This window comes from Amycolatopsis sp. NPDC004625 (assembly GCF_040609695.1).
Taxonomy (GTDB): domain Bacteria; phylum Actinomycetota; class Actinomycetes; order Mycobacteriales; family Pseudonocardiaceae; genus Amycolatopsis.
Genome location: NZ_JBEXKX010000015.1, coordinates 148,244 through 169,299 on the forward strand (window position 1 = coordinate 148,244; position 21,056 = coordinate 169,299).

22 protein-coding genes are annotated in these 21,056 nt (G+C 72.9%); 13 read left to right on the forward strand and 9 right to left on the reverse strand.

What is annotated here, in order from left to right:
- The first annotated feature begins 100 nt into the window (after window positions 1-100).
- Window positions 101-1,162, forward strand: a complete 1,062-nt coding sequence (gene rho, locus ABZW17_RS19445) for a transcription termination factor Rho (protein ID WP_354815493.1) — start codon at window positions 101-103, stop codon at window positions 1,160-1,162.
- A 95-nt stretch (window positions 1,163-1,257) separates the two neighbouring features.
- Here rho and ABZW17_RS19450 read toward each other — a convergent pair whose 3' ends face one another.
- The 3 genes from ABZW17_RS19450 to ABZW17_RS19460 all read right to left on the reverse strand — a co-directional run bounded on the left by ABZW17_RS19450 (window position 1,258) and on the right by ABZW17_RS19460 (window position 3,064).
- Window positions 1,258-1,458, reverse strand: coding sequence for a DUF3072 domain-containing protein (locus tag ABZW17_RS19450; protein ID WP_354815496.1), 201 nt, complete (start codon window positions 1,456-1,458; stop codon window positions 1,258-1,260).
- Window positions 1,459-1,524: 66 nt separating this feature from the next.
- Complete coding sequence (locus tag ABZW17_RS19455) at window positions 1,525-1,947, reverse strand: hypothetical protein (RefSeq protein WP_354815499.1); 423 nt, start codon at window positions 1,945-1,947, stop codon at window positions 1,525-1,527.
- 61 nt (window positions 1,948-2,008) lie between these two features.
- Window positions 2,009-3,064, reverse strand: a complete 1,056-nt coding sequence (locus ABZW17_RS19460) for a C40 family peptidase (protein ID WP_354815502.1) — start codon at window positions 3,062-3,064, stop codon at window positions 2,009-2,011.
- Between the two features lie 435 nt (window positions 3,065-3,499).
- Between ABZW17_RS19460 and ABZW17_RS19465 the strand changes: the two genes are divergently transcribed.
- Together ABZW17_RS19465 and ABZW17_RS19470 are read left to right on the forward strand one after the other, a co-directional pair.
- Window positions 3,500-4,330: a peptidoglycan-binding protein gene (locus ABZW17_RS19465; protein ID WP_354815505.1), complete on the forward strand. Its 831-nt coding sequence runs from the start codon at window positions 3,500-3,502 to the stop codon at window positions 4,328-4,330.
- A gap of 83 nt (window positions 4,331-4,413) precedes the next feature.
- Window positions 4,414-5,232, forward strand: a complete 819-nt coding sequence (locus ABZW17_RS19470) for an LLM class flavin-dependent oxidoreductase (RefSeq protein WP_354815508.1) — start codon at window positions 4,414-4,416, stop codon at window positions 5,230-5,232.
- On the opposite strand, the gene ABZW17_RS19475 is transcribed toward ABZW17_RS19470, so the two are convergent.
- Window positions 5,174-6,124 carry a threonine/serine dehydratase gene (locus tag ABZW17_RS19475; protein WP_354815511.1) on the reverse strand — a complete coding sequence of 317 codons (951 nt, stop codon included), beginning with the start codon at window positions 6,122-6,124 and terminating at the stop codon, window positions 5,174-5,176. The genes ABZW17_RS19470 and ABZW17_RS19475 overlap by 59 nt on opposite strands.
- An 84-nt stretch (window positions 6,125-6,208) precedes the next feature.
- On the opposite strand from ABZW17_RS19475, the gene ABZW17_RS19480 reads away from it, so the two are divergent.
- Window positions 6,209-7,087 carry a LysR substrate-binding domain-containing protein gene (locus ABZW17_RS19480; protein WP_354815514.1) on the forward strand — a complete coding sequence of 293 codons (879 nt, stop codon included), beginning with the start codon at window positions 6,209-6,211 and terminating at the stop codon, window positions 7,085-7,087.
- Here the strand turns inward: ABZW17_RS19480 and ABZW17_RS19485 are convergent.
- Window positions 7,074-7,616, reverse strand: coding sequence for a helix-turn-helix domain-containing protein (locus ABZW17_RS19485; RefSeq protein ID WP_354815517.1), 543 nt, complete (start codon window positions 7,614-7,616; stop codon window positions 7,074-7,076). The genes ABZW17_RS19480 and ABZW17_RS19485 overlap by 14 nt on opposite strands.
- Window positions 7,617-7,679: 63 nt before the next feature.
- Here ABZW17_RS19485 and ABZW17_RS19490 point away from each other — a divergent pair, with 63 nt between their 5' ends.
- A complete protein-coding gene (locus ABZW17_RS19490; RefSeq protein WP_354815520.1) occupies window positions 7,680-8,558 on the forward strand; it encodes an alpha/beta hydrolase in 879 nt (292 codons plus the stop codon).
- On the opposite strand, the gene ABZW17_RS19495 is transcribed toward ABZW17_RS19490, so the two are convergent.
- Window positions 8,551-9,474, reverse strand: a complete 924-nt coding sequence (locus ABZW17_RS19495; protein ID WP_354815523.1) for a LysR substrate-binding domain-containing protein — start codon at window positions 9,472-9,474, stop codon at window positions 8,551-8,553. The genes ABZW17_RS19490 and ABZW17_RS19495 overlap by 8 nt on opposite strands.
- A gap of 73 nt (window positions 9,475-9,547) precedes the next feature.
- Between ABZW17_RS19495 and ABZW17_RS19500 the strand changes: the two genes are divergently transcribed.
- The 4 genes from ABZW17_RS19500 to ABZW17_RS19515 all read left to right on the forward strand — a co-directional run bounded on the left by ABZW17_RS19500 (window position 9,548) and on the right by ABZW17_RS19515 (window position 13,823).
- The gene (locus ABZW17_RS19500) at window positions 9,548-10,471 is read left to right on the forward strand and encodes a DMT family transporter (RefSeq protein WP_354815526.1); all 924 of its coding nucleotides are present in this window, start codon (window positions 9,548-9,550) and stop codon (window positions 10,469-10,471) included.
- 10 nt (window positions 10,472-10,481) lie between these two features.
- A complete protein-coding gene (locus tag ABZW17_RS19505) occupies window positions 10,482-11,378 on the forward strand; it encodes an NAD(P)H-binding protein (RefSeq protein WP_354815529.1) in 897 nt (298 codons plus the stop codon).
- A complete protein-coding gene (locus ABZW17_RS19510) occupies window positions 11,375-11,956 on the forward strand; it encodes a CPBP family intramembrane glutamic endopeptidase (RefSeq protein ID WP_354815532.1) in 582 nt (193 codons plus the stop codon). The genes ABZW17_RS19505 and ABZW17_RS19510 overlap by 4 nt, the downstream gene beginning before the upstream one ends.
- A 103-nt stretch (window positions 11,957-12,059) precedes the next feature.
- Entirely contained in the window at window positions 12,060-13,823 is a 1,764-nt protein-coding gene (locus ABZW17_RS19515; RefSeq protein WP_354815535.1) for a glycoside hydrolase family 76 protein, read from the forward strand.
- Here ABZW17_RS19515 and ABZW17_RS19520 read toward each other — a convergent pair.
- Window positions 13,820-14,287, reverse strand: coding sequence for a MarR family winged helix-turn-helix transcriptional regulator (locus ABZW17_RS19520; protein ID WP_354815538.1), 468 nt, complete (start codon window positions 14,285-14,287; stop codon window positions 13,820-13,822). The two genes, ABZW17_RS19515 and ABZW17_RS19520, sit on opposite strands and share 4 nt — an antisense overlap.
- Before the next feature lie 82 nt (window positions 14,288-14,369).
- Here ABZW17_RS19520 and ABZW17_RS19525 point away from each other — a divergent pair, with 82 nt between their 5' ends.
- Window positions 14,370-15,011 (forward strand): NAD(P)H-dependent oxidoreductase, encoded by a 642-nt coding sequence (locus ABZW17_RS19525; protein ID WP_354815542.1) that lies wholly within the window; start codon window positions 14,370-14,372, stop codon window positions 15,009-15,011.
- A gap of 4 nt (window positions 15,012-15,015) precedes the next feature.
- On the opposite strand, the gene ABZW17_RS19530 is transcribed toward ABZW17_RS19525, so the two are convergent.
- On the reverse strand, window positions 15,016-15,732 hold the full coding sequence (locus ABZW17_RS19530) for a M24 family metallopeptidase (protein WP_354815545.1): 717 nt from the start codon (window positions 15,730-15,732) through the stop codon (window positions 15,016-15,018).
- Window positions 15,733-15,833: 101 nt separating this feature from the next.
- Here ABZW17_RS19530 and ABZW17_RS19535 point away from each other — a divergent pair, with 101 nt between their 5' ends.
- Window positions 15,834-16,340, forward strand: a complete 507-nt coding sequence (locus ABZW17_RS19535; protein WP_354815548.1) for an ATP-binding protein — start codon at window positions 15,834-15,836, stop codon at window positions 16,338-16,340.
- A 66-nt stretch (window positions 16,341-16,406) separates the two neighbouring features.
- The gene (locus ABZW17_RS19540; protein WP_354815551.1) at window positions 16,407-17,027 is read left to right on the forward strand and encodes a response regulator; all 621 of its coding nucleotides are present in this window, start codon (window positions 16,407-16,409) and stop codon (window positions 17,025-17,027) included.
- On the opposite strand, the gene ABZW17_RS19545 is transcribed toward ABZW17_RS19540, so the two are convergent.
- Window positions 17,008-20,361 (reverse strand): indolepyruvate ferredoxin oxidoreductase family protein, encoded by a 3,354-nt coding sequence (locus tag ABZW17_RS19545; RefSeq protein ID WP_354815554.1) that lies wholly within the window; start codon window positions 20,359-20,361, stop codon window positions 17,008-17,010. The two genes, ABZW17_RS19540 and ABZW17_RS19545, sit on opposite strands and share 20 nt — an antisense overlap.
- A 169-nt stretch (window positions 20,362-20,530) precedes the next feature.
- On the opposite strand from ABZW17_RS19545, the gene ABZW17_RS19550 reads away from it, so the two are divergent.
- Window positions 20,531-20,971, forward strand: a complete 441-nt coding sequence (locus ABZW17_RS19550; RefSeq protein WP_354815557.1) for an Lrp/AsnC family transcriptional regulator — start codon at window positions 20,531-20,533, stop codon at window positions 20,969-20,971.
- Window positions 20,972-21,056: the final 85 nt, after the last annotated feature.

A 21,056-nucleotide genomic window follows, 5' to 3' on the forward strand; every position in this document is an offset into this window, starting at 1 on the left:
CCGGAGGCAGCTCCCTCGGATCCAGGCCACTCGGCCTCTTTCCTTTCGCTACGGCCACCGCCGTCTTCGCGCGGGCCGATCACCTCATCAGGAGACACCCATGTCCTTCCACGGAATCCTCGACCTGTCCGGCAAAACCCCCTACGTCCGGCCCGGCTACCGCGCGGCGCCCGACGACGTCGCCCTCCCGCTCGCCCTCGTCCGCAAGCACAACCTGCGGCCGGGCGACGAAATCACCGGCACCACCGAGCAGATCACCAGCGTCAACGGGGCCGACCCGGCCGAACCGCGGCCGCGGTTCGCCGACCTCGTCCCGGTGCACCCGGACCGCCGGCTGCTGCTCGAAACCACGCCGGCGCGGCTGCTGTCCCGCGTCATCGACCTCGTCACCCCGCTCGGCCGGGGGCAGCGCGCCCTCGTCGTTTCGCCGCCGAAAGCCGGGAAAACCACGGTGCTGAGCGAAATCGGGCACGGCCTGTCGGTCAACCACCCGGACTGCCGGCTGCTGGTCCTGCTCGCCGACGAACGGCCGGAGGAGGTCACCGAGCTGCAGCGGACCGTGCGCGGCGAAGTGATCGCGTCCACTTTCGACCGGCCGCCCGCCGAACACGTCGCGGTGGCGGAACTCACCGTCGAGCGCGCGAAACGCTTGGTGGAGCAGGGCGAAGACGTCGTCCTCCTGCTCGACTCCCTGACCCGGCTCGGCCGCGCCTACAACCTGTCGGCGCGCCCCTCCGGCCGCACGCTGTCCGGCGGCGTCGACGCGGCGGCGTTGCAGCCGATGAAGCGGATCCTCGGGGCCGCCCGGAACGTCGAGGGCGGCGGGTCCCTGACCATCGTCGCCACGGCCCTGGTGGAGACGGGTTCCCTGGCCGACACGGTGTTCTTCGAGGAGCTGAAGAGCACCGGCAACGCCGAACTCAAGCTCGACCGCAAGGCCGCCGAGCGCCGCGTCTTCCCGGCGGTCGACGTGGCCGCGTCCGGCACCCGCTGCGAAGAACTGCTGGTCACCCCGGGCGAACTCGCGGCGATGCGCGAAGTTCGGCGCGCGTTGCCGGGGCCGCACGCGATCGAGCAGCTCCTCGACCAGCTCCGCAAGACCGGCTCGAACGCCGAGTTCCTCCTCCGCGTGACGGGCGCTGCCCTGCCCGCGGCGGCTTGAGCGGTCAGCTGTCGCGACGCTCCCGCAGTTCGCCGATCACCTTCTGCCCGGCCCTTCGGCATCCCCGGACCACCCGGCCCGCCACGCTCAGCTCCTCACGTTCCCCGGCCCGTCGACTTCTGCAGCGCGTCGATCCGCTCCGACGCCTCCGCCTTCGTCAACCCGTCCGGCACCTCTTCCCCGGCCTCCTGCGCCAGCGTCTGCAGGTACGACTTCTGCGGCCCGGTCATCGGCTCGTCGCCGGTCGTCCAGTCGCTCGGGTCCTTCTCGGGATTCGGCTCCACCTGGTCAGTCATCACCACTCCCATCGAACATCTGTTCGCCTGCGTCCGACTCTAGCGCAGGGGTCCGACATCCGCCGCTCACGAGCCGGCCGGGGGCGTGCTCGGGGGGCCTGCCTCGTGGCCCGGCCGGCCGTGCGTGCGGCGGTCGTCCTTCATCTGCTGTTCGTGCAGGTGGCGGCGGCCTCCCGTGAGGGAGGTGAGCACCTCGCGCTCGAGGTCGCGGCAGGCCCGGTAGTACCCGTCGTCGTACTCCTCGACGACCTGGAACGTCCACCGATCGGGGAGCACGTTGAGCCCGATCAGCTCCTCGGAGATCCGCCGCGCCCAGCCTGGGTGGCCGGCCTTCTCGAGCTGTTCCACGGCTTCGCCGAGGGCCAGGTCCGCGCTCCCGGTCAGCTGGTGGAACGAGTAGAGGTGCCCGCGGGCGCGCTCGATCGTCTCGAGCGCCTCGGTGACCTTGCCGACGGCTTCGACGGTGGCGGCGTCAGGGTTCTCGTCCATGCGCGGAAAGTGCCCCGTTCCGCGATTTCTACACACTCGCGGACCGGGGCACCGGCCGGACTCACGCCGTGGGGCGCGTGGCTCCCGCGTACTCGCTCATCAGCGGCGAGATCTTGACGACGTCGCCGCTCGTCGGCGCGTGCACCATCTTGCCGTCGCCGATGTACATCCCGATGTGGGACACCGGGGAGTAGTAGGCGACCAGGTCGCCCGGCTGCAGCTGGCTGCGCGAAACCGGGGTGCCGAAGCCGGCCTGCGCCGAGGACGTCCGCGGCAGGCTGATGCCCGCCTGCTTGTACGCCCACTGCATGAGGCCCGAGCAGTCGAACGTGCTCGGCCCGGTGGCGCCCCAGACGTACGCGCTGCCGAGCTTGCTCAGCGCCGCGTTGACCGCCGCCTGCGCCGCCGCGGTGGGCGCCTTGACGTTCGGCGCGGCGCCGCCGGTGTCCTTCTGGGCGGCCTTGTCGGCGCTGCTGAGGTTCCGGCTCTGCGCCTCGATCTGGTCGATCTGACCCTGCAGGTCCTTCTTCTTGGCCTCGATGTCCGACGCCAGCTTCGCCGCCGCGTCACGTGCGTCCTGCGCCCCCTTCGCCGCGTCGGCGGCCGCCTTCTCCGCCGTCGTGGCCTTGTCCGCGGCGCCGGAGAGGTTGCCCATCGCGGCGTTCTTGTCGGTCGCGATCACCTCGAGCGCCGCCGAGCGGTCCAGGAAGTCCTGAGTGGACGTTCCGGCGAGCAGTGCCGACAGCTTGTTCATCTGGACGCCGCTGGTGAACGAGGCACCGGCGAACTTGTCCACTTCGGACTGGTACTTCCGCTTCGCGTCGACGGCCTGTGCGCCGGCGTTCTCGGCCGCGGTGACGTCGGCGTTGGCCTTGTCGAGCTGGCCCTGCTTGGCGGTCAGGTCGTCCTGGGCCCGGAGCAGGTCCTCGTTGAGCTTTTCCGCCTGCGCCGCGAGGTCGCGGTACTTGGCGAGGGCGTCCGACCCGGCGGGCGGGGGCGCCTGGAGGGCGGGGATGGGGGCGGCGGTGGCCGCCGGCTGGGCCATGGTGACGACGGTGATCACCGAGGCCGCGGCGAGGGCACCTGACACCACGCGCTTGACGGGATGCGAACGCATTCTCGCGCGGGTCTCCTTTGCTGATCGGCCGCCGGCGGGCACCGGGGAGGCGAGTCGGGGGCCTCGCCCGTGTCCGGCGCGTGCTCGACCCCAACAGGAAGAGCGCGCGGAGGGTTCCGGTACCCGGCAGGGGGGTATCGGCGGCGATCTCGCGTCGCCGTCTCCTGACGACCGGGGGCCGCGAGATCTCGAACAGGTTACGAAACGAGCACGGCAGCGTCCAGGGCGGGGTCCCTTCGAAACTCTCCGTGACGCTCGGCACCCCGCCTGGACCAGTGGGAACGCGAACGGATGTGGCATGGATTACTCGCTGTGAGACGCGAAAGTACGGTACCCCCCTAACGTATAGGACGGCGGGCGTCCGGTTTGTACGTCCCTTGTATCCGGTTCGGTGATCCTTCTGGCCGTACCGATTCCGACCCCTGGAGGACAAGGATGTTCACGAAGGCCGCCGTACTCACGGCGCTCACCGCCGCGACGCTCGCCGTGGCCGCACCGGCCCAGGCCGAGACCGCGGCCACGACGGCGCTGCCGGGAGCCAACATGGAGGCCGTGCTGAAGGCGGCCCAGATCGACCCGCGCCGCGCCGACGACACCCAGACCCCGGGTGCCCACGACAGCGTCCTGCTCGTCGAGCAGGCGCTGCAGGCGAAGGGGCTGCTCGACAGCCAGTACGTCGACGGGTACTTCGGCACCACCACGATCTCGGCGTACTCGCAGTACCAGAAGTCGCTGGGGTACACCGGGATCGACGCGTCCGGCCTGCCGGGCAAGACGTCGCTGGAGAAGCTGGGCGAAGGCCGGTACACGGTCACCAACGCGGTTTCCGCCGGCAGCCAGGTGACCTACCACGGCAAGACCCTCAACACCCGCACCAAGGCGATGCTCGTGGCCGCCGAAGGCAAGGCGGGCTTCCAGGTCACCTTGACGCAGGGTTCGTACAACCCCGGTGGCGTCGACGCCTCGGCCGGGACGCACGACGGCGGCGGCGCGATGGACATCTCGGTGTCCGGCATGTCGGCGGCCAACCGCACCACCCTGCTGAAGGCGCTGCGCAACGTCGGCTTCGCGGCCTGGTACCGCACGCCGGCGCAGGGCTTCGACTACCACATCCACGCGATGGCGATCTCCGACCCGGACCTGTCCTCGGGCGCCCAGCACCAGACCGGCGACTACTACCTGGGCATGAACGGCCTGGCCGGCCGCGGCGCCGACGACGGCCCGCAGGTCACGAAGGTGACGTGGGAGGAGTACCAGCGCGGCTGACGCCGGGGGCGCGCCCGGCCGTGGTGGCACGGCCGGGCGCACCGGTGGTTTGATCGGAGGACCGACGACTTGGGGGTACTCCGATGCCGCAGAAGGCGTTCCGGTTCGGCGTGGTCGCGGGCGCGACCGAGGGCGGCGCGAAATGGCTCGCGACCGCCCGCCGGGCCGAGGAGCTCGGCTATTCGACGCTGCTGTGCCCGGACAACCTGAACCTGCCGACACCCACCGCCGCGCTCGCGGCTGCCGCGGCGGTGACCACCGAGCTGCGCGTCGGCTCGTTCGTCCTGGCCAGCCCGCTGCGCACCGCGCGGGCGGCGGCCTGGGAGGCGCGCAGCCTGAGCGTCGTCACGAACGGGCGGTTCGAGCTGGGCCTCGGCACCGGACGGCCGGAAATGCGGCAGCAGGCCGGGGAACTCGGGCTGCCCTACGGTTCCGGGCAGGATCGGCTCGACTCGATCTCCGAGACGATCGACCACGTCCGCCGGCTCGACGGCGACGCGCACACGCCGGTGATGATCGCCGCGGGCGGGCCGAAGGTGCGCCGCCTCGCCGGGCTGAAGGCCGACATCGTCACCCTCGCCGGCGGCGTGCTGACCACCCGCGAGGAGATGTCCGGCCACGTCGAGGAGATCCGGGCCGCCGCCGGTGACCGCGAGCTCGAACTCGCGATGAACATCTGGGTCGTCGGCGAGCAGGTGCCGCCGTGGATCCGCGGCTTCATCGGCGTCGACGCCGAAACGCTGATCGAGCACGACTCCCTCGGCCTGCTCCGCGGCGACGTCGACGCCATGGCCGCGGAGCTGGAACGCCGTCGCGAGGAGCAGGGCGTGTCCTACTTCAGCGTCAACGGCGCGTTTCTCGAGGAGTTCGCCCCGGTGGTGGCGCGGCTGTCGGGGAAGTGAGCGACGCGGGGTCGGTGTTGGCGCCGCAGAGCACGACGGCGACCCGTTCGCCCGGCGCGGGCTGGTAGGCGCCCGAGAGCAGGGCGGCGAACGCCGTCGCGCCACCGGGTTCGACGGCGAGGCGGTAGCGGTCCCACAGCACCGCCCTGGCTTCGAGGATCGCGCTGTCGTCCACCAGCACCGAGGCCGCGTCCGTGCGGGTGGCGACCGCGAAGGCGATGTCGCCGAGCCGCGATGCGCCCAGTGAGTCGGCGGCGACGCCGGACACCTCGACCGTCACCGGCGCACCCGCGGCCAGCGCCGAATGCAGCGTCGGGATCGTGCGCGGCTCGACGCCGACCACCCGCGCCCGGCCCTCGGCCGCGGCGGCGACGCCGGCCAGCAGCCCGCCGCCGCCGACCGCGACGAGGATCGTGTCCAGGCCGCCCGCCTGCGCCAGCAGTTCGAGGCCGAGCGTGCCCTGCCCGGCGCAGATGTCGGGCTGGTCGTAGGCGTGGCAGAAGAGCGCACCGGAGTCCGCGGCGGCTTTCACGGCCGCGTCGTAGGCGTCGGCGTACTTTTCGCCCACCAGCTCCACGGCCGCACCGAGCTGCCACAGCTTCGCGACCTTCACCGCGGGGGCGGTCGCCGGGACGTAGACCCGCGCCGGCAGGCCGAACTCGCGGGCGGCGTGGGCGACGGCGAGCCCGGCGTTGCCACCCGAGGCGGTCACGACCCCGGTCCGCGCGCCGGCGGCGAGGATCCGGTTGAAGGCGCCCCGGGCCTTGAACGACCCGGTGTGCTGCAGCTGTTCCAGCTTGAACCACACGCCGTCGCCGGCGAACACCGGCGTCCGGCGGACCCGGCCCTCGATGCGCGCGGCCGCCCGGGCCACGTCCGCGGTGCTGATCATGCCTCCAGCATGCGCGCGGGCCGCCGTAAGCACCAGCGACGTCTCCTATGCTGACGTTAGCGACGCTTACGGCAGGAGATCTCCGTGCTCGACGCCCACCGCCTCGCCGTGCTGGCCGAGGTCGCGCACGCCGGCTCGATCGCCGCGGCCGCCCAGCGGCTTTCCTTCACGCCGTCCGCCGTTTCGCAACAGCTGGCGAAGCTGGAACGCGACGTCGGCGCCCGGCTGCTGCACCGCCACCCGCGCGGCGTCACGCTCACGCCGGCGGGGGAGGACCTGCTCGTCCACGCCGAGGCGATCGTCGGGGAGCTGCGCGCGGCCGAGCGGACGGTGCGCGCCCGCCTCGACGAGGAGCTCACCGTCGGCACGTTCGCGAGCGCGGGCGCGACCCTGGTGCCCGCCGCGCTCGCCGGGTTCCGCCGTGACCACCCCGGCGTGGCGCTGCGGCTGCTGGACCTGGAGCCGCCCGAGGGCTACGGCCTGGTCAGCTCGCGCGACCTCGACCTGCTGATCACCCACCGCTACCCCGGCGCGCCGCTGCCCGACCCGCGCGGCCTGCAGCGGACGCTGCTGCGCTCGGAACGGTTCCGGTTGATCCTGCCGAAGGGGCACGCGAAGGCGGGTGCCCGCGGGCTCACCCTGCGGGCGCTGGCCGGGGAGGACTGGATCTCCGGCGGCCCGGGCGTGCCCAACCGCGCCTGCCTGGAGCAGCTCGCCGACGCGGCCGGCATCCGGTTGCGGGTGGCCTACGAGACGCGGGACTACCAGGTGATCCTGGCGCTGGTGGAGGCCGGGCTGGGCGTGGCTTTCGTGCCGGAGAGCGTGCTGGAACGGGTGGCGTCGGAGCGGGTCGAGGTGCGTGACGCGGCGGACGCGCGGCCGGCGCGGGACGTCTTCGTGGTGCACCACCGGCGGCCGGGGAAGCTGGTGGCTGAGATGGTCGCCCGGCTCAGTCCGCGGTAGCCGGTCCGGCGGCCGGGAACTGGATGGGGCTCAGCAGGTAGCGGACGCGGTCCGGGGCGGGTTCGTGGCCCATCCGCCGCACGATGACCTCCCGCAGCTCGCCGATCATGTCGGCCAGCTCGGCGCGGCTGAGCCACAGCGCGTGCTGCCGGTAGCCGACGAGGTCGGCGGCCGGGTCGGCGTCTTCGCGGTCGAGGTAGGCGTTGAACTCCGCGATGAGCGCGGCCACCGCGGTCGCGAACACGTGCCGGTGGTCCTCTTTGGACACCGACGCCGCGGTGGCTTCGTCGACCACCGCGCGTTCGCGGCGCAGCCGGTAGCGCCGCTCCACGGCGCCGTGTACCCGCTGCTCGCCCTCGACCTCGAGGATCCCGCCGTCGGCGAGCACGCCGACGTGCCGGTAGACGGTCGCCTTCGAGACGTCCGGGAGGCGTTCGCACAGCTCGGACGTCGTGCGCGTGCGGCCACCCGCCATCGCGTGCACGATCCGCAGCCGCACCGGGTGCACCAGCAGGTTCAGGGAATCCACGGGTCTTATGTTCGCATGCGTGATACCGTTCGCAAAGTTGAGAATGCAGACCTGGAGGGAACCATGCCCGTCACCGAACCGCCGCGCGGCCGGACCTACGACGTCGCCGGCCGCAAGCTGCTGCTGGACCGCGCGGGCACCGGCGGCCCGCCCGTCGTGCTGCTGCCGGGAGCCGGGCTCGTCGGCCTGGACTACCTGAACGTCCACACCGCGGCCGCGGAGTTCACGACGAGCGTGCTCTACGACCGCGCCGGCACGGGCTGGAGCGATCCGGTGGCGTTGCCGCGCACCGCGGCCGAAGTGGCGACTGAGCTGCGGGAGCTCCTGCGTGCCGCCGGCGTCGAAGGGCCGTACGTGCTCGCCGCGCACTCCCTCGGCGCGGCCTACGCCCGGCGGTTCACCCAGCTGTTCCCGGCCGACGTCGCCGGGTTGCTCCTGCTGGATCCCGGGCACGAGGACCTCTTCGCCCACCTGCCGGCGGAAGCGGCCGAGCTGAACGAACGGATGAAGCAGGCCGCGGCCGAGTTGCCGGACCTGACCGAGGACCAGCTCCGGACCGCGCGGGCGCAGTACGCCGAACTGTTCGCGAAGTGGCCCTCCGACGTGCGGGAACCGCTGGTCGAGCACCACCTGACGACCTGGCGGACGGTGCTCGGCGAGACGGCGAACGAGGACGACGTCCACGCCGAACTGCGGGCCGGTGGCGCGCTCCCGGACGTCCCGCTGATCGTGCTGACGGCGATGGGCCGCAACCCGTACTGGTCGCAGTTCGGTTCCGAAGAGCTCATCGCGGCGGCCCAAAGCGGGATCCGCGACCTGCACGCGTCGATCGCGGCCGCGGTCCCGCGCGGCGAGCACCGGGTGCTCGACGACGCCGCGCACCAGTTCCTGCACATCCAGCGCGAGGACGCCGTGGTGCGGGCGATCCGCGACCTCAGCTGACCGCGCGGACGGCCCCTTCGAACCGGGTCGAGGCCGCGCGCAGCGCGTCCAGGCAGGCCCGCACCGCGCCGGTGTCCTCCTCGCCCGCCCGGCTGATCGCGAAGATCGTCCGCGTCAGGGCGGGCCGCGTGGTCAGGATGCGCACACCGTCCGGGAGGCGGTCGCGGGCCAGGCGGGGGACCAGCGCCGCGCCGACGTTGCCCGCCACCAGGGCCAGCTGCGTCGGGTAGCCACCGACCGCGCAGCTGATCCGGGGGTCCAGCCCCTGCTTGCGCAGCACCTGCACCAGCCACTCGTGGCAGCCGGAGCCGGCGGTCCAGCCGATCCACGGCAGATCGTCCACTTCGGACAGGTCGACCGTCTTGCGGTGGGCCAGCCGGTGTCCGGCGGGCAGCGCGAGGTCCGCGACGTCGGCGAACAGCGCGACGCTCGCCGTCGACGGCGGGATCACGGTCGGGCGGTCGTTCCAGCTCTCCAGCACCGCGACGTCGAGATCGCCGGAAAGCACCCGGGGTATCGTCTCCTCGGCTTCGCCCTCGTGCAGCGTCACCTCGAGCCGCGGGTGCTGCGCGGCGAGGGTGGCCAGCGCGGGCGGCAGCAGCGCGTGCACGGTCGTCCCGATCGCGCCGATCCGCAGCGGCCCGATGACGTCCTCGCGCAGCAGCTCCAGGTCCGCCTTGGCCTCGGCGACCTGCGCGAGGATCCGCTCGGCGTGCCCGGCCAGCACCTGGCCTGCCTTCGTCAGCCGCACGCCGCGGCCGCGCGGCTCCAGCAGCGGCTGACCCGCTTCGCGTTCCAGTTTCGCCAGCTGCTGCGACACGCCCGAGGGCGTCACGTGCAGGGACGCGGCCGCCGCGGCGACCGAGCCCTGGCTGGCGACGGCGTGCAGCGCCCGCATCCGCTCCAATCCGAACACGGTAGTGATGCTACCGGAATCCCCGCAGAAACATTCGCTTGTCCTTGACAGTCGTCGCCCGCACGCTGGAGACGTGACCACGACCGCCTCCCGGCCCGCCCGGACGCTCACCCGCCGCCTCGACCCGCGGCTGCTCGCCGCGCTCGGCAGCTTCTGCATCGCGTTGTCGTCGGTCTTCATCAAGCTCTCGCACGCGAGCGGCAGCACCAGCGCGTTCTGGCGCTGCCTGCTGGCCCTGCCGGTGCTGCTCCTGCTGGCCCGGCGCGAACGGCGGCAGGCGGGCCCGGCCCCGCGCCGCCGGGTGCTCCTCCCGCTGCTGGCCGGCACCGGCCTCGGCCTGGACTTCGTGCTCTGGGGCGAAGCGATCCCGCGGGTCGGCGCCGGCATCGCCACGGTCCTGCTCGCCGTGCAGGTGGTGATCGTGCCGCTGCTGGCGTTCGCGTTCCTGGCCGAGCGGCCGTCGAAGCGGTTCCTCGCCGCGGCGCCGGTGCTCCTCGGCGGCATCGTGCTGGCCGGCGGGTTCGCCGGCACCGGCTCGTTCGGCCCCGATCCGGTGACCGGGGCCGTCGCCGCCCTGCTCGCGGGCGCCGGGTACGCCCTCTACCTGTTCCTCATCCGGCTCACCGGCGGCACCGGCTCGCAGGCGCACTCGCTGGTGCTCGCGACGGTGTCCGCGGGCGCGGTCGCCGTGGTGCTCGGCCTCCCGACCGGCACGCTCGACCTGACCCCCGGCTGGCCCGCGATCGGCTGGCTGGCCGCGCTCGCCGGGATCGGCCAGCTGGCGGGCTGGCTGCTGATCTCCGCCGCGCTGCCGCGGATGTCGGCCACCACCGGGTCGACGCTGATGCTGCTGCAGCCGGTCGGCGCGGTGCTGCTGGGCATCGCCCTGCTGGGGGAGACGCCCGGGTGGGCGCAGCTGGCCGGCTGCGCCGGGGTGGTCGCCGCGGTGTGTTTCGCCGGCAGCGCAAGATCTGCGCGCGAAGGCCGTCCCGGCTAACGTCGCGGGCATGCGGGTGCTGGTGGCCGGAGCGTCGGGGTTCGTCGGCAGCCGGTTGTGCCCGGAGCTGGAGGCGGCCGGGCACGAGGTCCTGGCGATGACCCGCCACCCCGCGAAGTACCGCGGTGCCGGGAAGGCCGTCCGCGGTGACGTCGCCGACGTCGGTTCCCTGCGTGACGCGCTCAAGGGCGCCGATGCCGCGTACTACCTCGTGCATTCACTCGACAGTGCGGACTTCAAGCGCCGTGACGCCGACGCCGCGCGGGCGTTCGCCCGGGCCGCGGCCGACGCGGGCCTGCGGCGGATCGTCTACCTCGGCGGCCTCGGGGACGACGACGATTCCCTGTCGGCCCACCTGGCCAGCCGCCGCGAGGTCGAGCGGCTGCTGGGGGAAACCGGCGTGCCGGTGACGGTGCTGCGCGCCGGGATCGTGATCGGGCACGGCGGCACGTCGTGGGAGCTGACCCGCCAGCTGGTGGAGCACCTGCCGGCCATGGTGACCCCGCGCTGGGTCGGCACCCGCACCCAGCCGATCGCGATCGCCGACGTCGTCCGCTACCTGGTGGGCGTGCTCGACCACCCGGAGGCGGCCGGCCGGACGTTCGACATCGGCGGGCCGGAGGTGCTGGCCTACCGCGACATGCTGCAGCGGGTCGCGTCGATCGAGGGCCGGCCGCTGCTGATCCTGCCGGTCCCGCTGCTGTCCCCGCGCCTGTCGTCGTACTGGCTGTCGCTGGTCACGGACATCGACGTGCCGACGGGCCGGGCGCTGATCGATTCGATGACCAACGAGGTCGTGGTCCGCGACGACGCGATCCGCCGGATCGTCGAGTTCGAGCCGATGGGCTACGACGAAGCGGTCCTGCAGGCTCTGGGCGAGCGGGCGAAGAGCCGGCGGACCGTGTGAAGGCGGCCCTCGCCGCGCTGACGGCCGCCGGATCCGGGCTCCTGGGCGCGTCGCTGGCCAGCCGGCCGGGATCCCGCCGGTTCCACGTCCTGACGGCCTCGGTGGCGGCGACCTGGCTCGCCGGGGCCGGCGCGGCCGGCCCGGTGCCGCGGGGCAGCCGGGACGTCGTGCAGCCGGTGGCGGTGGGCGCGGGCGCGTTCGCGGCGTTCTACGGGTGTGCGCTGGTGGCCCGCCGCATCCCGGTGCTGCGCCGCGCGATCACCGGCGTGCTCGACCACGCCCACCGGGGGACGACCTCGTCGGTGGCGGTCACGGCATTGGTGACGGGCGCGGCGGAGGAGGTGTTCTTCCGCGGGACGCTGTACGACGCCCTCGGCTTCCGCGGAGCGACGGCGGCGTACGTGCTGTCGACGACGGCGACGCGGAACCCGGCGCTGGTCCTGGCGTCGGCGGTGATGGGGACGTTGTTCGCGTGGCAGCGGGGGCGGTCGGGCGGGGTGCAGGCACCGCTGCTCACGCACGTGGTGTGGTCGGCGTTGATGCTGGCGTTCATGCCGCGGCTGTTCCCGCCGGACTGAGCCAACCGTTGTCCGGAACGCGCGACAACCGGACAGAATCCTTCGAAACCGCGCCGTGGCTTCCTATCCTGGGACGCAACCCCGCGCGTGGAGAGGGATGTCGATGCGGACATTGCTCGTACTGCTGCTCGTGCTCGGCACCCCGGTCCCCGCCGCGGCCGCCGCGGCCGTTTGCGTCACCTACTGCGACACCCGGGACCCGTCGCAAGCCGTGCGCGAAACCTTTCCCCTGCCCGACAAGGTGATCAACGGCCGCGTCCTCAGGCTGCACGCCGACGACCCGGACGGCATGGCCTGGGCCTCCATCGACCAGGGCGTCCCGGGCGACGCCGTCTGGCTCGACCGCTCCTGGGACGGCGGCGCCACCTGGGACGGGCTGCTCGGCAAGGCGAGCATCCCCGGCACCTGGACCGGCACCCGCACGCTCATGTACAACCTCACCGATCCCGTCCACCACCGCCGCGGGCTCGTCCGGGCCTGCGGGGACGCGCAGGCCGTCGGCTGCACGGCGTGGATCCACCCCGACGTCTGCGACACCGCGTGCGACCGCAGTGCCCCGGCGGCGGGGGACAGCCAGCCGGTCGCACCCACCACGCTCTTCGGCCGCACCATCCGGCTGCACTTCGACGGCCGCGGCCTGGCCTGGGCCGGCATCGAGGGCGGCGGGACCGGGGACGAGGTCTGGCTCGACCGGTCCTGGGACGCCGGCGCGAGCTGGCCGGACGGCTCGTCACTCGGCCGGACCAGCGTGCCCACCGGCACCCGCACGACGGCGTTCGCCACCCGCGACCCCCGCGGACGGCTCTTCGGCGGCGCAGTACGGGCGTGCGGCCGCGAAGCCACCCACGCGCAGGGCAGCTGCACGGCCTGGGCCCGGCCGGCGACGACCCGCGCCGCCGGGGCACTCGACGCCCTGATGTGGTCCTACGACCCCTACACCGCGTGGTGGCCGTCGAGCTGGTGGAACTCCGCCGTCGCGGTCACCGCGGTCGCCGACGCGGGTGGGGCCGACGCGGTGCTGGCCCGCACCTTCGACGTCAACCGCGGCGCTTTCCCTGCCGGCGCACGGAGTTCCGACCCGATCGACGGCGACTTCCGCAGCCGCGCCATCGACGACAGCGCCTGGTGGGGCCTGGCCTGGATCGCCGCCTACGACCGCACCGGCGACCCGCGTTACCTCGCCGAGGCGACGACGATCGCGGACTACGTCCACGGTTTCTGGGACCCCGGTACCTGCGGCGGCGGGGTCTGGTGGAACCGCGAGCGCACGTACAAGAACGCCGTCACGTCGGGGCTCTACCTGCGGCTGACCGCGTCCCTGCACCGGCGGATCGCCGGCGACACGGTCTGGGGCGCGCGAGCCCGCACGGCCGGCGACTGGTACCTGAACAGCGGCCTGATCAACGCCGCCGGCCTGGTGAACGACGGCTTGACGGCGGCGTGCGCCAACAACGGCCAGACCGTCTGGACGTACAACCAGGGCCTCGGTGTCGGCGGGCTGCTGGAACTGTGGCGCGCCACCGGTGTCCAGTCCTATTTGGACGCAGCGAACCGCCTTGCGGACGCGGCGATGGCACGGCTCACGGCGAACGGCGTGCTCGTCGAGTCCTGCGACACCGGCACGGGTTCCTGCGACGACAACCAGAAGCAGTTCAAGGGCATCTTCATGCGGTACTTCGGTGACCTCGCCGCCGCGACGGGCTCGGCGACCTACCGCGCGTTCGCGCGGAAGCAGGCCGACGCGCTGTGGGCGGGCGACCGGGACGCGCTCAACCGGATCGGCCAGCGCTGGACCGGCGGCACGCCGAACGTGACGGACTGGCGCACGCAGGCGTCCGGGCTCGAGGCGATCCTCGCGGCCGGCTAGCAGGGACCGGGTTCCCGGCAGCCTTCCGTCGCGCTCTTGGTCGCCTGCTGCAGGAGCTCGTAAAGCGTCTCGCGCTGGTCGTCGCCGAGGTCGCTGAACACCTCGTCCTCGACCGCGGCGAGCGCGAACTCGGCGCGCGCGAGCAGCTTCGCGCCGACGTCGGTGAGTTCGACGACGTGGCGGCGGCGGTCGGTCGCCGAGCGGCGCCGCTCGACGAGGTTCTCCGCCTCCAGGTCGTTCAGCAGGCCGACGACGTTCGTGCCGTCCATTTCGAGGATCTTCGCCAGGTCCTGCTGCGAGATGCCGCCGCGGTCGCGCAGGACCGTCAGGGCGATGAGGTGCCGCGGCCGGATGCCGAGCGGCGCCAGCACCGTCTCGGTGCGCAGCCGCAGCCGGCGCGCGACGTAGTCGATCAACGCGCCGCACCGGTGGGGCGGCTGGTTGACGACCGGCAGCGAAGACATGCGCCCAGTATATGGGCCGGGCGATGCTCGATGTGCTATGAATGGTTTGTCTTACACCAACGATCTATGGACGGCTAACAACATGGCGCATCTCCTCCACATCGACTCGAGCATCCAGGGCGAGCGCTCGGTGAGCCGCCGCCTGAGCGCGCGGGCCGCCGCCGCGTGGCGGGCCGCCCACCCCGACGGCACCGTCACCCACCGCGACCTGGGCGCGGACCCGCTCCCGCACGTCGACACGGCCACCGCCCTGGCCGGCGTGCTGCCGCCCGAGCAGCACACGCCGGAGCAGGCGGCGGCGTGGGCGCGGATCGTCGCGGTCGTCGACGAGGTGAAGGCGGCCGACACCGTGCTGCTGGGCCTGCCGCTGTACAACTTCGGCCCGCCGAGCAGCGTCAAGACGTGGGTCGACCACCTCATCGCCCCGGGCCTTTCCTTCGACGCCGAGACGTCCGCCGGCCTGCTCGGCGGCCGCGAGTTCGTCGTGCTGGCCAGCCGCGGGGGCGGCTACGGCGAAGGCACGCCCCGCGAAGGCTGGGACCACGCCCAGCAGTGGCTGACCCACGGCGTCTCGCTGACCGGGCTCGAGCCGCGGTTCATCACGGCCGAACTCACCCTGGCGCCGGTCCGCCCGGCGCTCGCGGAGCTCATCCCGCTCGCCGACGAGAGCCTCGCGGCGGCGGAACGCGCCGTCGACGAGCTGTGGGCCGCGGCCCGCGTCTGACCCCTCAGGAGCCGGCGGCCGGCCCGAGGGTCAGCAGCTGCTCCAGGAACCCGCCGATGCCCCGCTCGCGGTCCACGAGGTGCACCTCGAGGATCCAGTGCGACGTCTGCCCGTTGCGGTCCGGCCGCCGCATCGGGTAGTCGCTCCCCGGCGCGATGTAGGACTCGAGCCGGTCGCCGTCGATCGTCTCGTGCGGGAACTGGCCGACCAGGTGGCCCGCGATGGTGCCGCCGAACTCCCAGCCCGCCTCCCGCGCCAGCTCCACCATGTGCGCGTACAGCTCGGCACCCGTGATGTCCGGCCGCGCGGCGAAGTACGCGCGGCCGGCGTCGAACACCCCCGGCAGGGTGTCGCGCAGCCGGTGCTTGACCGGGTCGTCGCCGAGCACGTACGTCCGGCCGAAGTCCGCTTCGAACTCCTCGAAGATCGGGCCGAAGTCGGCGAACACGATGTCGTCTTCGGCGAGGACCCGGTCCGGCGGGTTCTCCCGGTACGGCTGCAGCGTGTTGACCCCCGCCCGGACGATCCGCTTGTGCCAGTACCGGCGGATGCCGAACAGCTCGCCGGCCAGGTCGCGGATCGCGGCACTGGCCTCGGTCTCCCGGACGCCGGGCGCCAGGATGCCGCGGTCGACGACCGCCTCGAACAGCTCCACGGCCTTCGCCTGCGCGTCCAGCAGCCGCTCGGCGCGCACCGACTCGTCCTCGACCAGCTCACCCATGGCCCCGACGGTAGCAACGCCCGGCGCGGGCGGTACCGTGCCGCGGCGGGCGGACTGGCAGACTGCGGCAGCCAGCCGCACCTGGGCGAGGAAGGTCAGGTTTGAGCGCGCACACCTCCCAGATGGACGACATCCGGCTCGTCGCGCAGCCCAGCGCGCTGCCGGTCACCGAGCTGTTCGTCCGCCTGATTCTCACCGACTGGTCCCTGATGCCCATGCTGGAGCAGGTGACCGCCACCGCCAGACGGCTGGTCGAGGCCGTGGTCGAGGCCAGTGACCCGAAGGCGCCGGCCTTCGTCACGCTGCGGCTGCGGCTGCGCGCCGAGGTGCTCTCGATCGAGGTCGACGACGACATCCCCGGCCGGCCGGAACCCCAGGCCCGGCTCGGCGAGCGGCTGGGCGTCGCCCCCGCCGACGGCGGCGGCCGCACCACCTGGTGCGAACTGCCCCTCCCGGGCGGGATGACCGCGCGCCAAGTGCGCCTGCCGCGGCGCCAGGACCGCCGGACACTGGTCGACGAGCCCGTCTCCGGCGACCCGGTGGCCGCGGATCCCGAGGTGCTGGAGCGCCTCCTGACCCGGCTGAGCGGCTGGTCCGGCCAGGGCTGAACCGCTTCCACCCGCGCGTCCGTGCATCCAGGCAGGGGGTGACGTGGACGCGAGGAGGCTGCCGCCGTGCGGATCGTGATCGCGGAAGACGACGCCCTGCTGCGGGAAGGGCTGGTGCTGCTCCTGCGCAGCGAGGGTTTCGAGGTCGCCGCCGCCGTCGACCACCCCGGCGACCTGGTGGCCTCGGTCGAGGCCGAGGCGCCGGACCTGGCCGTGGTCGACGTCCGGCTGCCACCGACGTTCACCGACGAAGGGCTCCGTGCCGCCCTCGAAGCCCGCCGCCGCGCGCCGGGGCTGGCGATCCTCGCGCTTTCGGCGTTCGTCGAGGACGGTTACGCGGGTGACCTCCTGGCCGCGGCCGGCGGCGGGGCCGGGTACCTGCTCAAGGAGCGCGTCGGCAAGCCCGGCGAGTTCCTCGACGCCCTGCGCCGCGTCGCCGCCGGCGGCACGGTCCTGGACCGCGACGTCGTGGCGGTCCAGCTGGCCCGGCCCCGGCCCGGCGACCCCGTGGCGACGCTGACCGAGCGCGAGCGCGAGGTCGTGGCGTTGCTGGCCGAAGGCCACTCGGTGCCCACGATCGGCAGGCTGCTCGGCATCGGCACCGCCGCGGCCCGGCAGCACGCCGGGGACGTCAGCACGAAGCTGCGCGTCCCCGACGGCGCGATGCTCAGCTACCTGCGGGCGTGAGGACCTCGGCCTGCCGTTCGCGGTACCGGGCCACGCTGGCCAGCTTGACGTCCTCGTAGCCGCGCACGAGGTCGGGCAGCTCGGCCAGGGCCCGCGCCCGGCCGGCGTCCCCGGCGCGCAACGCCCGCAGGACGACGCTGCGGTAGTCCTCGATCAGCTCGCGCTCGACCCGGCGCACCTCGGCGCGCCCGAACGGGTCGAACCGGGTCCCGCGAAGGCGCCGCAGGGCGTGCAGCAGCCGGAACGCCGGGCGGAACCACGGGCCGAGGGCGATCTTGCGCTTCATCCCGAGCGCCCGCAGCACCGGCGGGTGCAGCCGGTAGGCGTACTTCGTGCCGGCCCCGAACCGGTCCTCGAGGCCGCCGGTGAACGCGGGGTCCAGCGACAGCCGCGCGACCTCGTACTCGTCCTTGTACGCCATCAGCTTGTACAGGTGCTTCGCGACGGCCTCGGTGATCTCCGTCGGGCCGTCCTCCAGCACCCGCACCCGCTCGACGAACTCCGCGTACGCGCGGGCGTAGGCCCGGTCCTGGTAGGCGACCAGGTCGGGGATCCGGATGTCGAGCAGCCGCGCCAGCTCCGAGCCGGGCTCGGCGTGCACCAGGCCCTGCATCGCGTGCGGTTTCGCCGTCGTGGGCTTCGCGGCTTCCGCCGGGGGCTCGGCCACGAGCCGCCGGCCGTGGCGGAACGCCTGCAGGTTCGCCGCGACCCGGGTGCCGTTCAGCTCGATGGCGCGTTCGATCACCGCCGCGGGCAGCGGGATCGCGCCGGTCTGGAAAGCCGCGCCGAGCTGCAGCACGTTGGCGAACTGGTCGTCGTCGAACAGCTCCTCGGCCAGGCCGCGCGCGTCCAGCGATACCGTGCGCTTCGCCGCGGCTTCGAGGGGCGCGAGCACGCTGCCGGCGTCCGGGAAGGACACCGTCGTGTCGACGACCATCCGGCCGGTCGGCACCTCGGTCGTGGAGACGACGGCGGTCGTGCGGGCCGGGTCGGCGACGCCGAGGTTCGCCGCGTCCGCGCCGACGAGCGCGTCGCAGGCGAGGTAGAGGTCGCATTCGCCGTCGGCGAGCTTCGGGGCCTGCTCGACCGGCTCCGCCGTCACCTTGAGGTCGGAGACGACCGCGCCGCCCTTCTGGGCGAGCCCGGTCTGGTCGACCGTGCGGACGTGCCGGCCGTCGAGCACCGCCGCCGTGGCCAGGATCTGCGTCACGGTGACGACGCCGGTGCCGCCGATCCCGGTGATGCGGACGGTGAAGTCCTTCTGCGCGGGCGTTTTCGGCGCCTCGACCGCGTCGGCGGCCAGCTCGGCGGTCTTCCGGCGGCGCTTGCGGCCGGTGGGCACCACGGTGACGAACGACGGGCAGTCCCCGGCCAGGCAGGAGTAGTCGACGTTGCACGACGACTGGTGGATGGTGGTCTTGCGGCCGAACTCGGTCGCCACCGGCTGCACGGACAGGCAGTTGGACTTCGTCCCGCAGTCGCCGCAGCCTTCGCAGACGCGCTCGTTGACGACCACCCGCGTGACGGGCGCGGTTTGCTTGCCGCGACGGCGTTTCCGGCGCTTCTCGGCCGCGCACTCCTGCTCGTGGATCAGCACGGTGACGCCCTTGACCGCCGCCAGCTCCTCCTGCGTGCGGACGATTTCCGCGCGGTCGCGGACCTCGACACCGGGCGGCAGCTTCCGGTGCTTCGCCGGCGCGTCGCTGGTGATCACGACCCGCTTCGCGCCTTCGAGGAGCAGCAGCTGGGCGACCTTCTCGACGGGCAGCCCGCCGACGGCGTCCTGGCCGCCGGTCATCGCCACGGCGGAGTTGTAGAGCAGCTTGTAGGTGATGTTCACCCCGGCCGCGACCGCCGCGCGTACGGCGAGGCTGCCGGAGTGGGTGAACGTGCCGTCGCCGATGTTCTGGACGAAGTGCCCGGCCTCGACGAACGGCGCCATCCCGATCCACTGGGTGCCCTCGCCGCCCATCTGCGTCACGCCGAGGACGGTCCCGACCTGGTCGGGTGCCATGAACAGGGCCATGGTGTGGCAGCCGATGCCGCCGCCGACGAGCGTCCCTTCCGGCACCTTCGTCGACGAGTTGTGCGGGCAGCCCGAGCAGAAGTACGGCGTCCGCGCGAGCAGCGGGACGGCGATGCGCTCACGGCGGCGCCGGTCCCGGTAGGCGTCGACCGACGGGATGCCCTCGGGCAGCACCCGGGCCAGGCCGGCGGCGATGCCGTCCGGGTCCAGCTCGCCGAGCTCGGTGAACAGCGTCCGGCCCCGGTGGTCCTTCTTGCCGACGATCCGCGGCGCGCCGGGGACGCCGTACAGGATCTCCTTGAGCGCGGTTTCGACGAACGCGCGTTTCTCCTCGACGACGATGATGTCGTCGAGGCCGTCGGCGAACTCGCGGACGATCGCCGGTTCGAGGGGGTGGATCGCGCCGAGCTTGAGCACGCGGACGTTCTTCAGGTCCAGGATGCGCATGGCCTGCCGGAGGTCCAGATAGGACTTCCCGGCGGCGACGATGCCGATCCGGTCGGCCGGGCCGCGCGCGGTGATCCGGTTGATTCCGCTGGCGCGCAGGTACTCCAAGGCCAGCGGGAGCCGGACGGTGAACAGGCTGCGTTCCAGCTCGGCGAGGCTCGCGCCGAGCAGCCGTGACGTCGGCCGGTGGCGGTATCCTCCGCCGATTTCCGGTTTGCTCCACTGTGGACTCACCGTGGCGGTGCCGGAGGCGTCGGCGACGTTGGCGACGATCTTCAGCGACGTCCACAGCCCGCTGGCCCGCGACAGCTCGACGGCGTGCATCCCGAGGTCGAGCACGTCCTGGGCGTCGGCGGGGAAGAGCACCGGGATCGCGAGGTCGGCCAGCGCGAGTTCGGAGGCGCACGGGACGGTGGAGGACTTGGCGTTGGGATCGTCGCCGACCAGGGCGACGGCGCCCCCGAGCGGATCGGTGCCGGCCAGGTTGGCGTGCCGGAGGGCGTCGGAGGCCCGGTCGAGACCGGGCGCCTTGCCGTACCAGAAACCGGTGACGCCGGTGCGCCCCCCGGCGGCGGCGGCGAGCTGGCTGCCCATGACGGAGGTCGCGGCGAGCTCTTCGTTGAGCCCGGGCCGGTGCACGACGCCGTGCTTGTCGAGCAACGTGGCACGGCGCCCGAGTTCGAGGTCGTAACCGGCCAGCGGCGAGCCCTCGTAGCCGGAGACGAAGACGGCGGGGTCCCCGCCGAGCGAGCGGTCGTGGCGGACGCGGTCGAACAGCAGCCGGACGAGGGCCTGCACCCCGGTCAGGTGCACGGTTCCCGCCTCCCGCAGATAGCGGTCCTCCAGCGTGAACGTCTCCACGGCGGGGCTCCCTTCGCCTTGTTGTTGCTCCGTTGCTCCGTTGCTTCGGGGGAGGGTGCGATGTGGACCACAGGCACGCAACAGGCATGGTTGTTTTGGTGTCTCTCGCGCAAAGTTCGGTGCGTTTTTCGTGCTTCGGGTATCGATTTTTGCGTGTAACCTCGCGTGCATGCCCGAAGAGCTGCTCGACGCAACCGACCACGAGATCCTCGGCCTCCTGCGCGAGGACGCCCGCAGGACGCTGTCCGACATAGCCGACCGCGTAACCCTGTCGACGGCGGCGGTCAAGCGGCGCATCGACCGGCTGCGGGAGAGCGGGGTGATCACGGGGTTCACGGTCCAGGTCGATCACGCGAAGCTGGGGTGGGGGATCGAGGCGTTCACGGAGCTGAGGTTCGTGGGCAACACGAAGGTGGCGGAGATCCTCCGGACGACGACGCGGATGCCGGAGGCCCAGGCGGTGTTCACGATTGCGGGTGACCCGGATGCGTTGGTGTGGCTGAGGGTGCGCGACATGGCCCATCTGCAGAAGACGATCGATGAGATCCGGCGGCATCATCAGGTCACGGGGACCAAGACGTTGATCGCTCTGGAGTCGTGGTCGCGTTAGTTCTGGCTTTCCTTTGGGTTACTGATACGGCTTCGTCGTGGCGTGGGAAGTCGGCGCTCCCTGTGGTTGCTTTTGCCGGGCTCAG

What these genes read in the sequence shown, in the direction of transcription:
- ABZW17_RS19550 (WP_354815557.1), top strand. Translation starts at nt 20,531, where the DNA reads ATGCCCGAAGAGCTGCTCGACGCAACCGACCACGAGATCCTCGGCCTC.
- ABZW17_RS19505 (WP_354815529.1), top strand. Translation starts at nt 10,482, where the DNA reads ATGCGGGTGCTGGTGGCCGGAGCGTCGGGGTTCGTCGGCAGCCGGTTG.
- ABZW17_RS19525 (WP_354815542.1), top strand. Translation starts at nt 14,370, where the DNA reads ATGGCGCATCTCCTCCACATCGACTCGAGCATCCAGGGCGAGCGCTCG.
- ABZW17_RS19465 (WP_354815505.1), top strand. Translation starts at nt 3,500, where the DNA reads ATGTTCACGAAGGCCGCCGTACTCACGGCGCTCACCGCCGCGACGCTC.
- ABZW17_RS19530 (WP_354815545.1), bottom strand. Translation starts at nt 15,732, where the DNA reads ATGGGTGAGCTGGTCGAGGACGAGTCGGTGCGCGCCGAGCGGCTGCTG.
- rho (WP_354815493.1), top strand. Translation starts at nt 101, where the DNA reads ATGTCCTTCCACGGAATCCTCGACCTGTCCGGCAAAACCCCCTACGTC.
- ABZW17_RS19470 (WP_354815508.1), top strand. Translation starts at nt 4,414, where the DNA reads ATGCCGCAGAAGGCGTTCCGGTTCGGCGTGGTCGCGGGCGCGACCGAG.
- ABZW17_RS19475 (WP_354815511.1), bottom strand. Translation starts at nt 6,124, where the DNA reads ATGATCAGCACCGCGGACGTGGCCCGGGCGGCCGCGCGCATCGAGGGC.
- ABZW17_RS19455 (WP_354815499.1), bottom strand. Translation starts at nt 1,947, where the DNA reads ATGGACGAGAACCCTGACGCCGCCACCGTCGAAGCCGTCGGCAAGGTC.
- ABZW17_RS19450 (WP_354815496.1), bottom strand. Translation starts at nt 1,458, where the DNA reads ATGACTGACCAGGTGGAGCCGAATCCCGAGAAGGACCCGAGCGACTGG.
- ABZW17_RS19490 (WP_354815520.1), top strand. Translation starts at nt 7,680, where the DNA reads ATGCCCGTCACCGAACCGCCGCGCGGCCGGACCTACGACGTCGCCGGC.
- ABZW17_RS19515 (WP_354815535.1), top strand. Translation starts at nt 12,060, where the DNA reads ATGCGGACATTGCTCGTACTGCTGCTCGTGCTCGGCACCCCGGTCCCC.
- ABZW17_RS19460 (WP_354815502.1), bottom strand. Translation starts at nt 3,064, where the DNA reads ATGCGTTCGCATCCCGTCAAGCGCGTGGTGTCAGGTGCCCTCGCCGCG.
- ABZW17_RS19520 (WP_354815538.1), bottom strand. Translation starts at nt 14,287, where the DNA reads ATGTCTTCGCTGCCGGTCGTCAACCAGCCGCCCCACCGGTGCGGCGCG.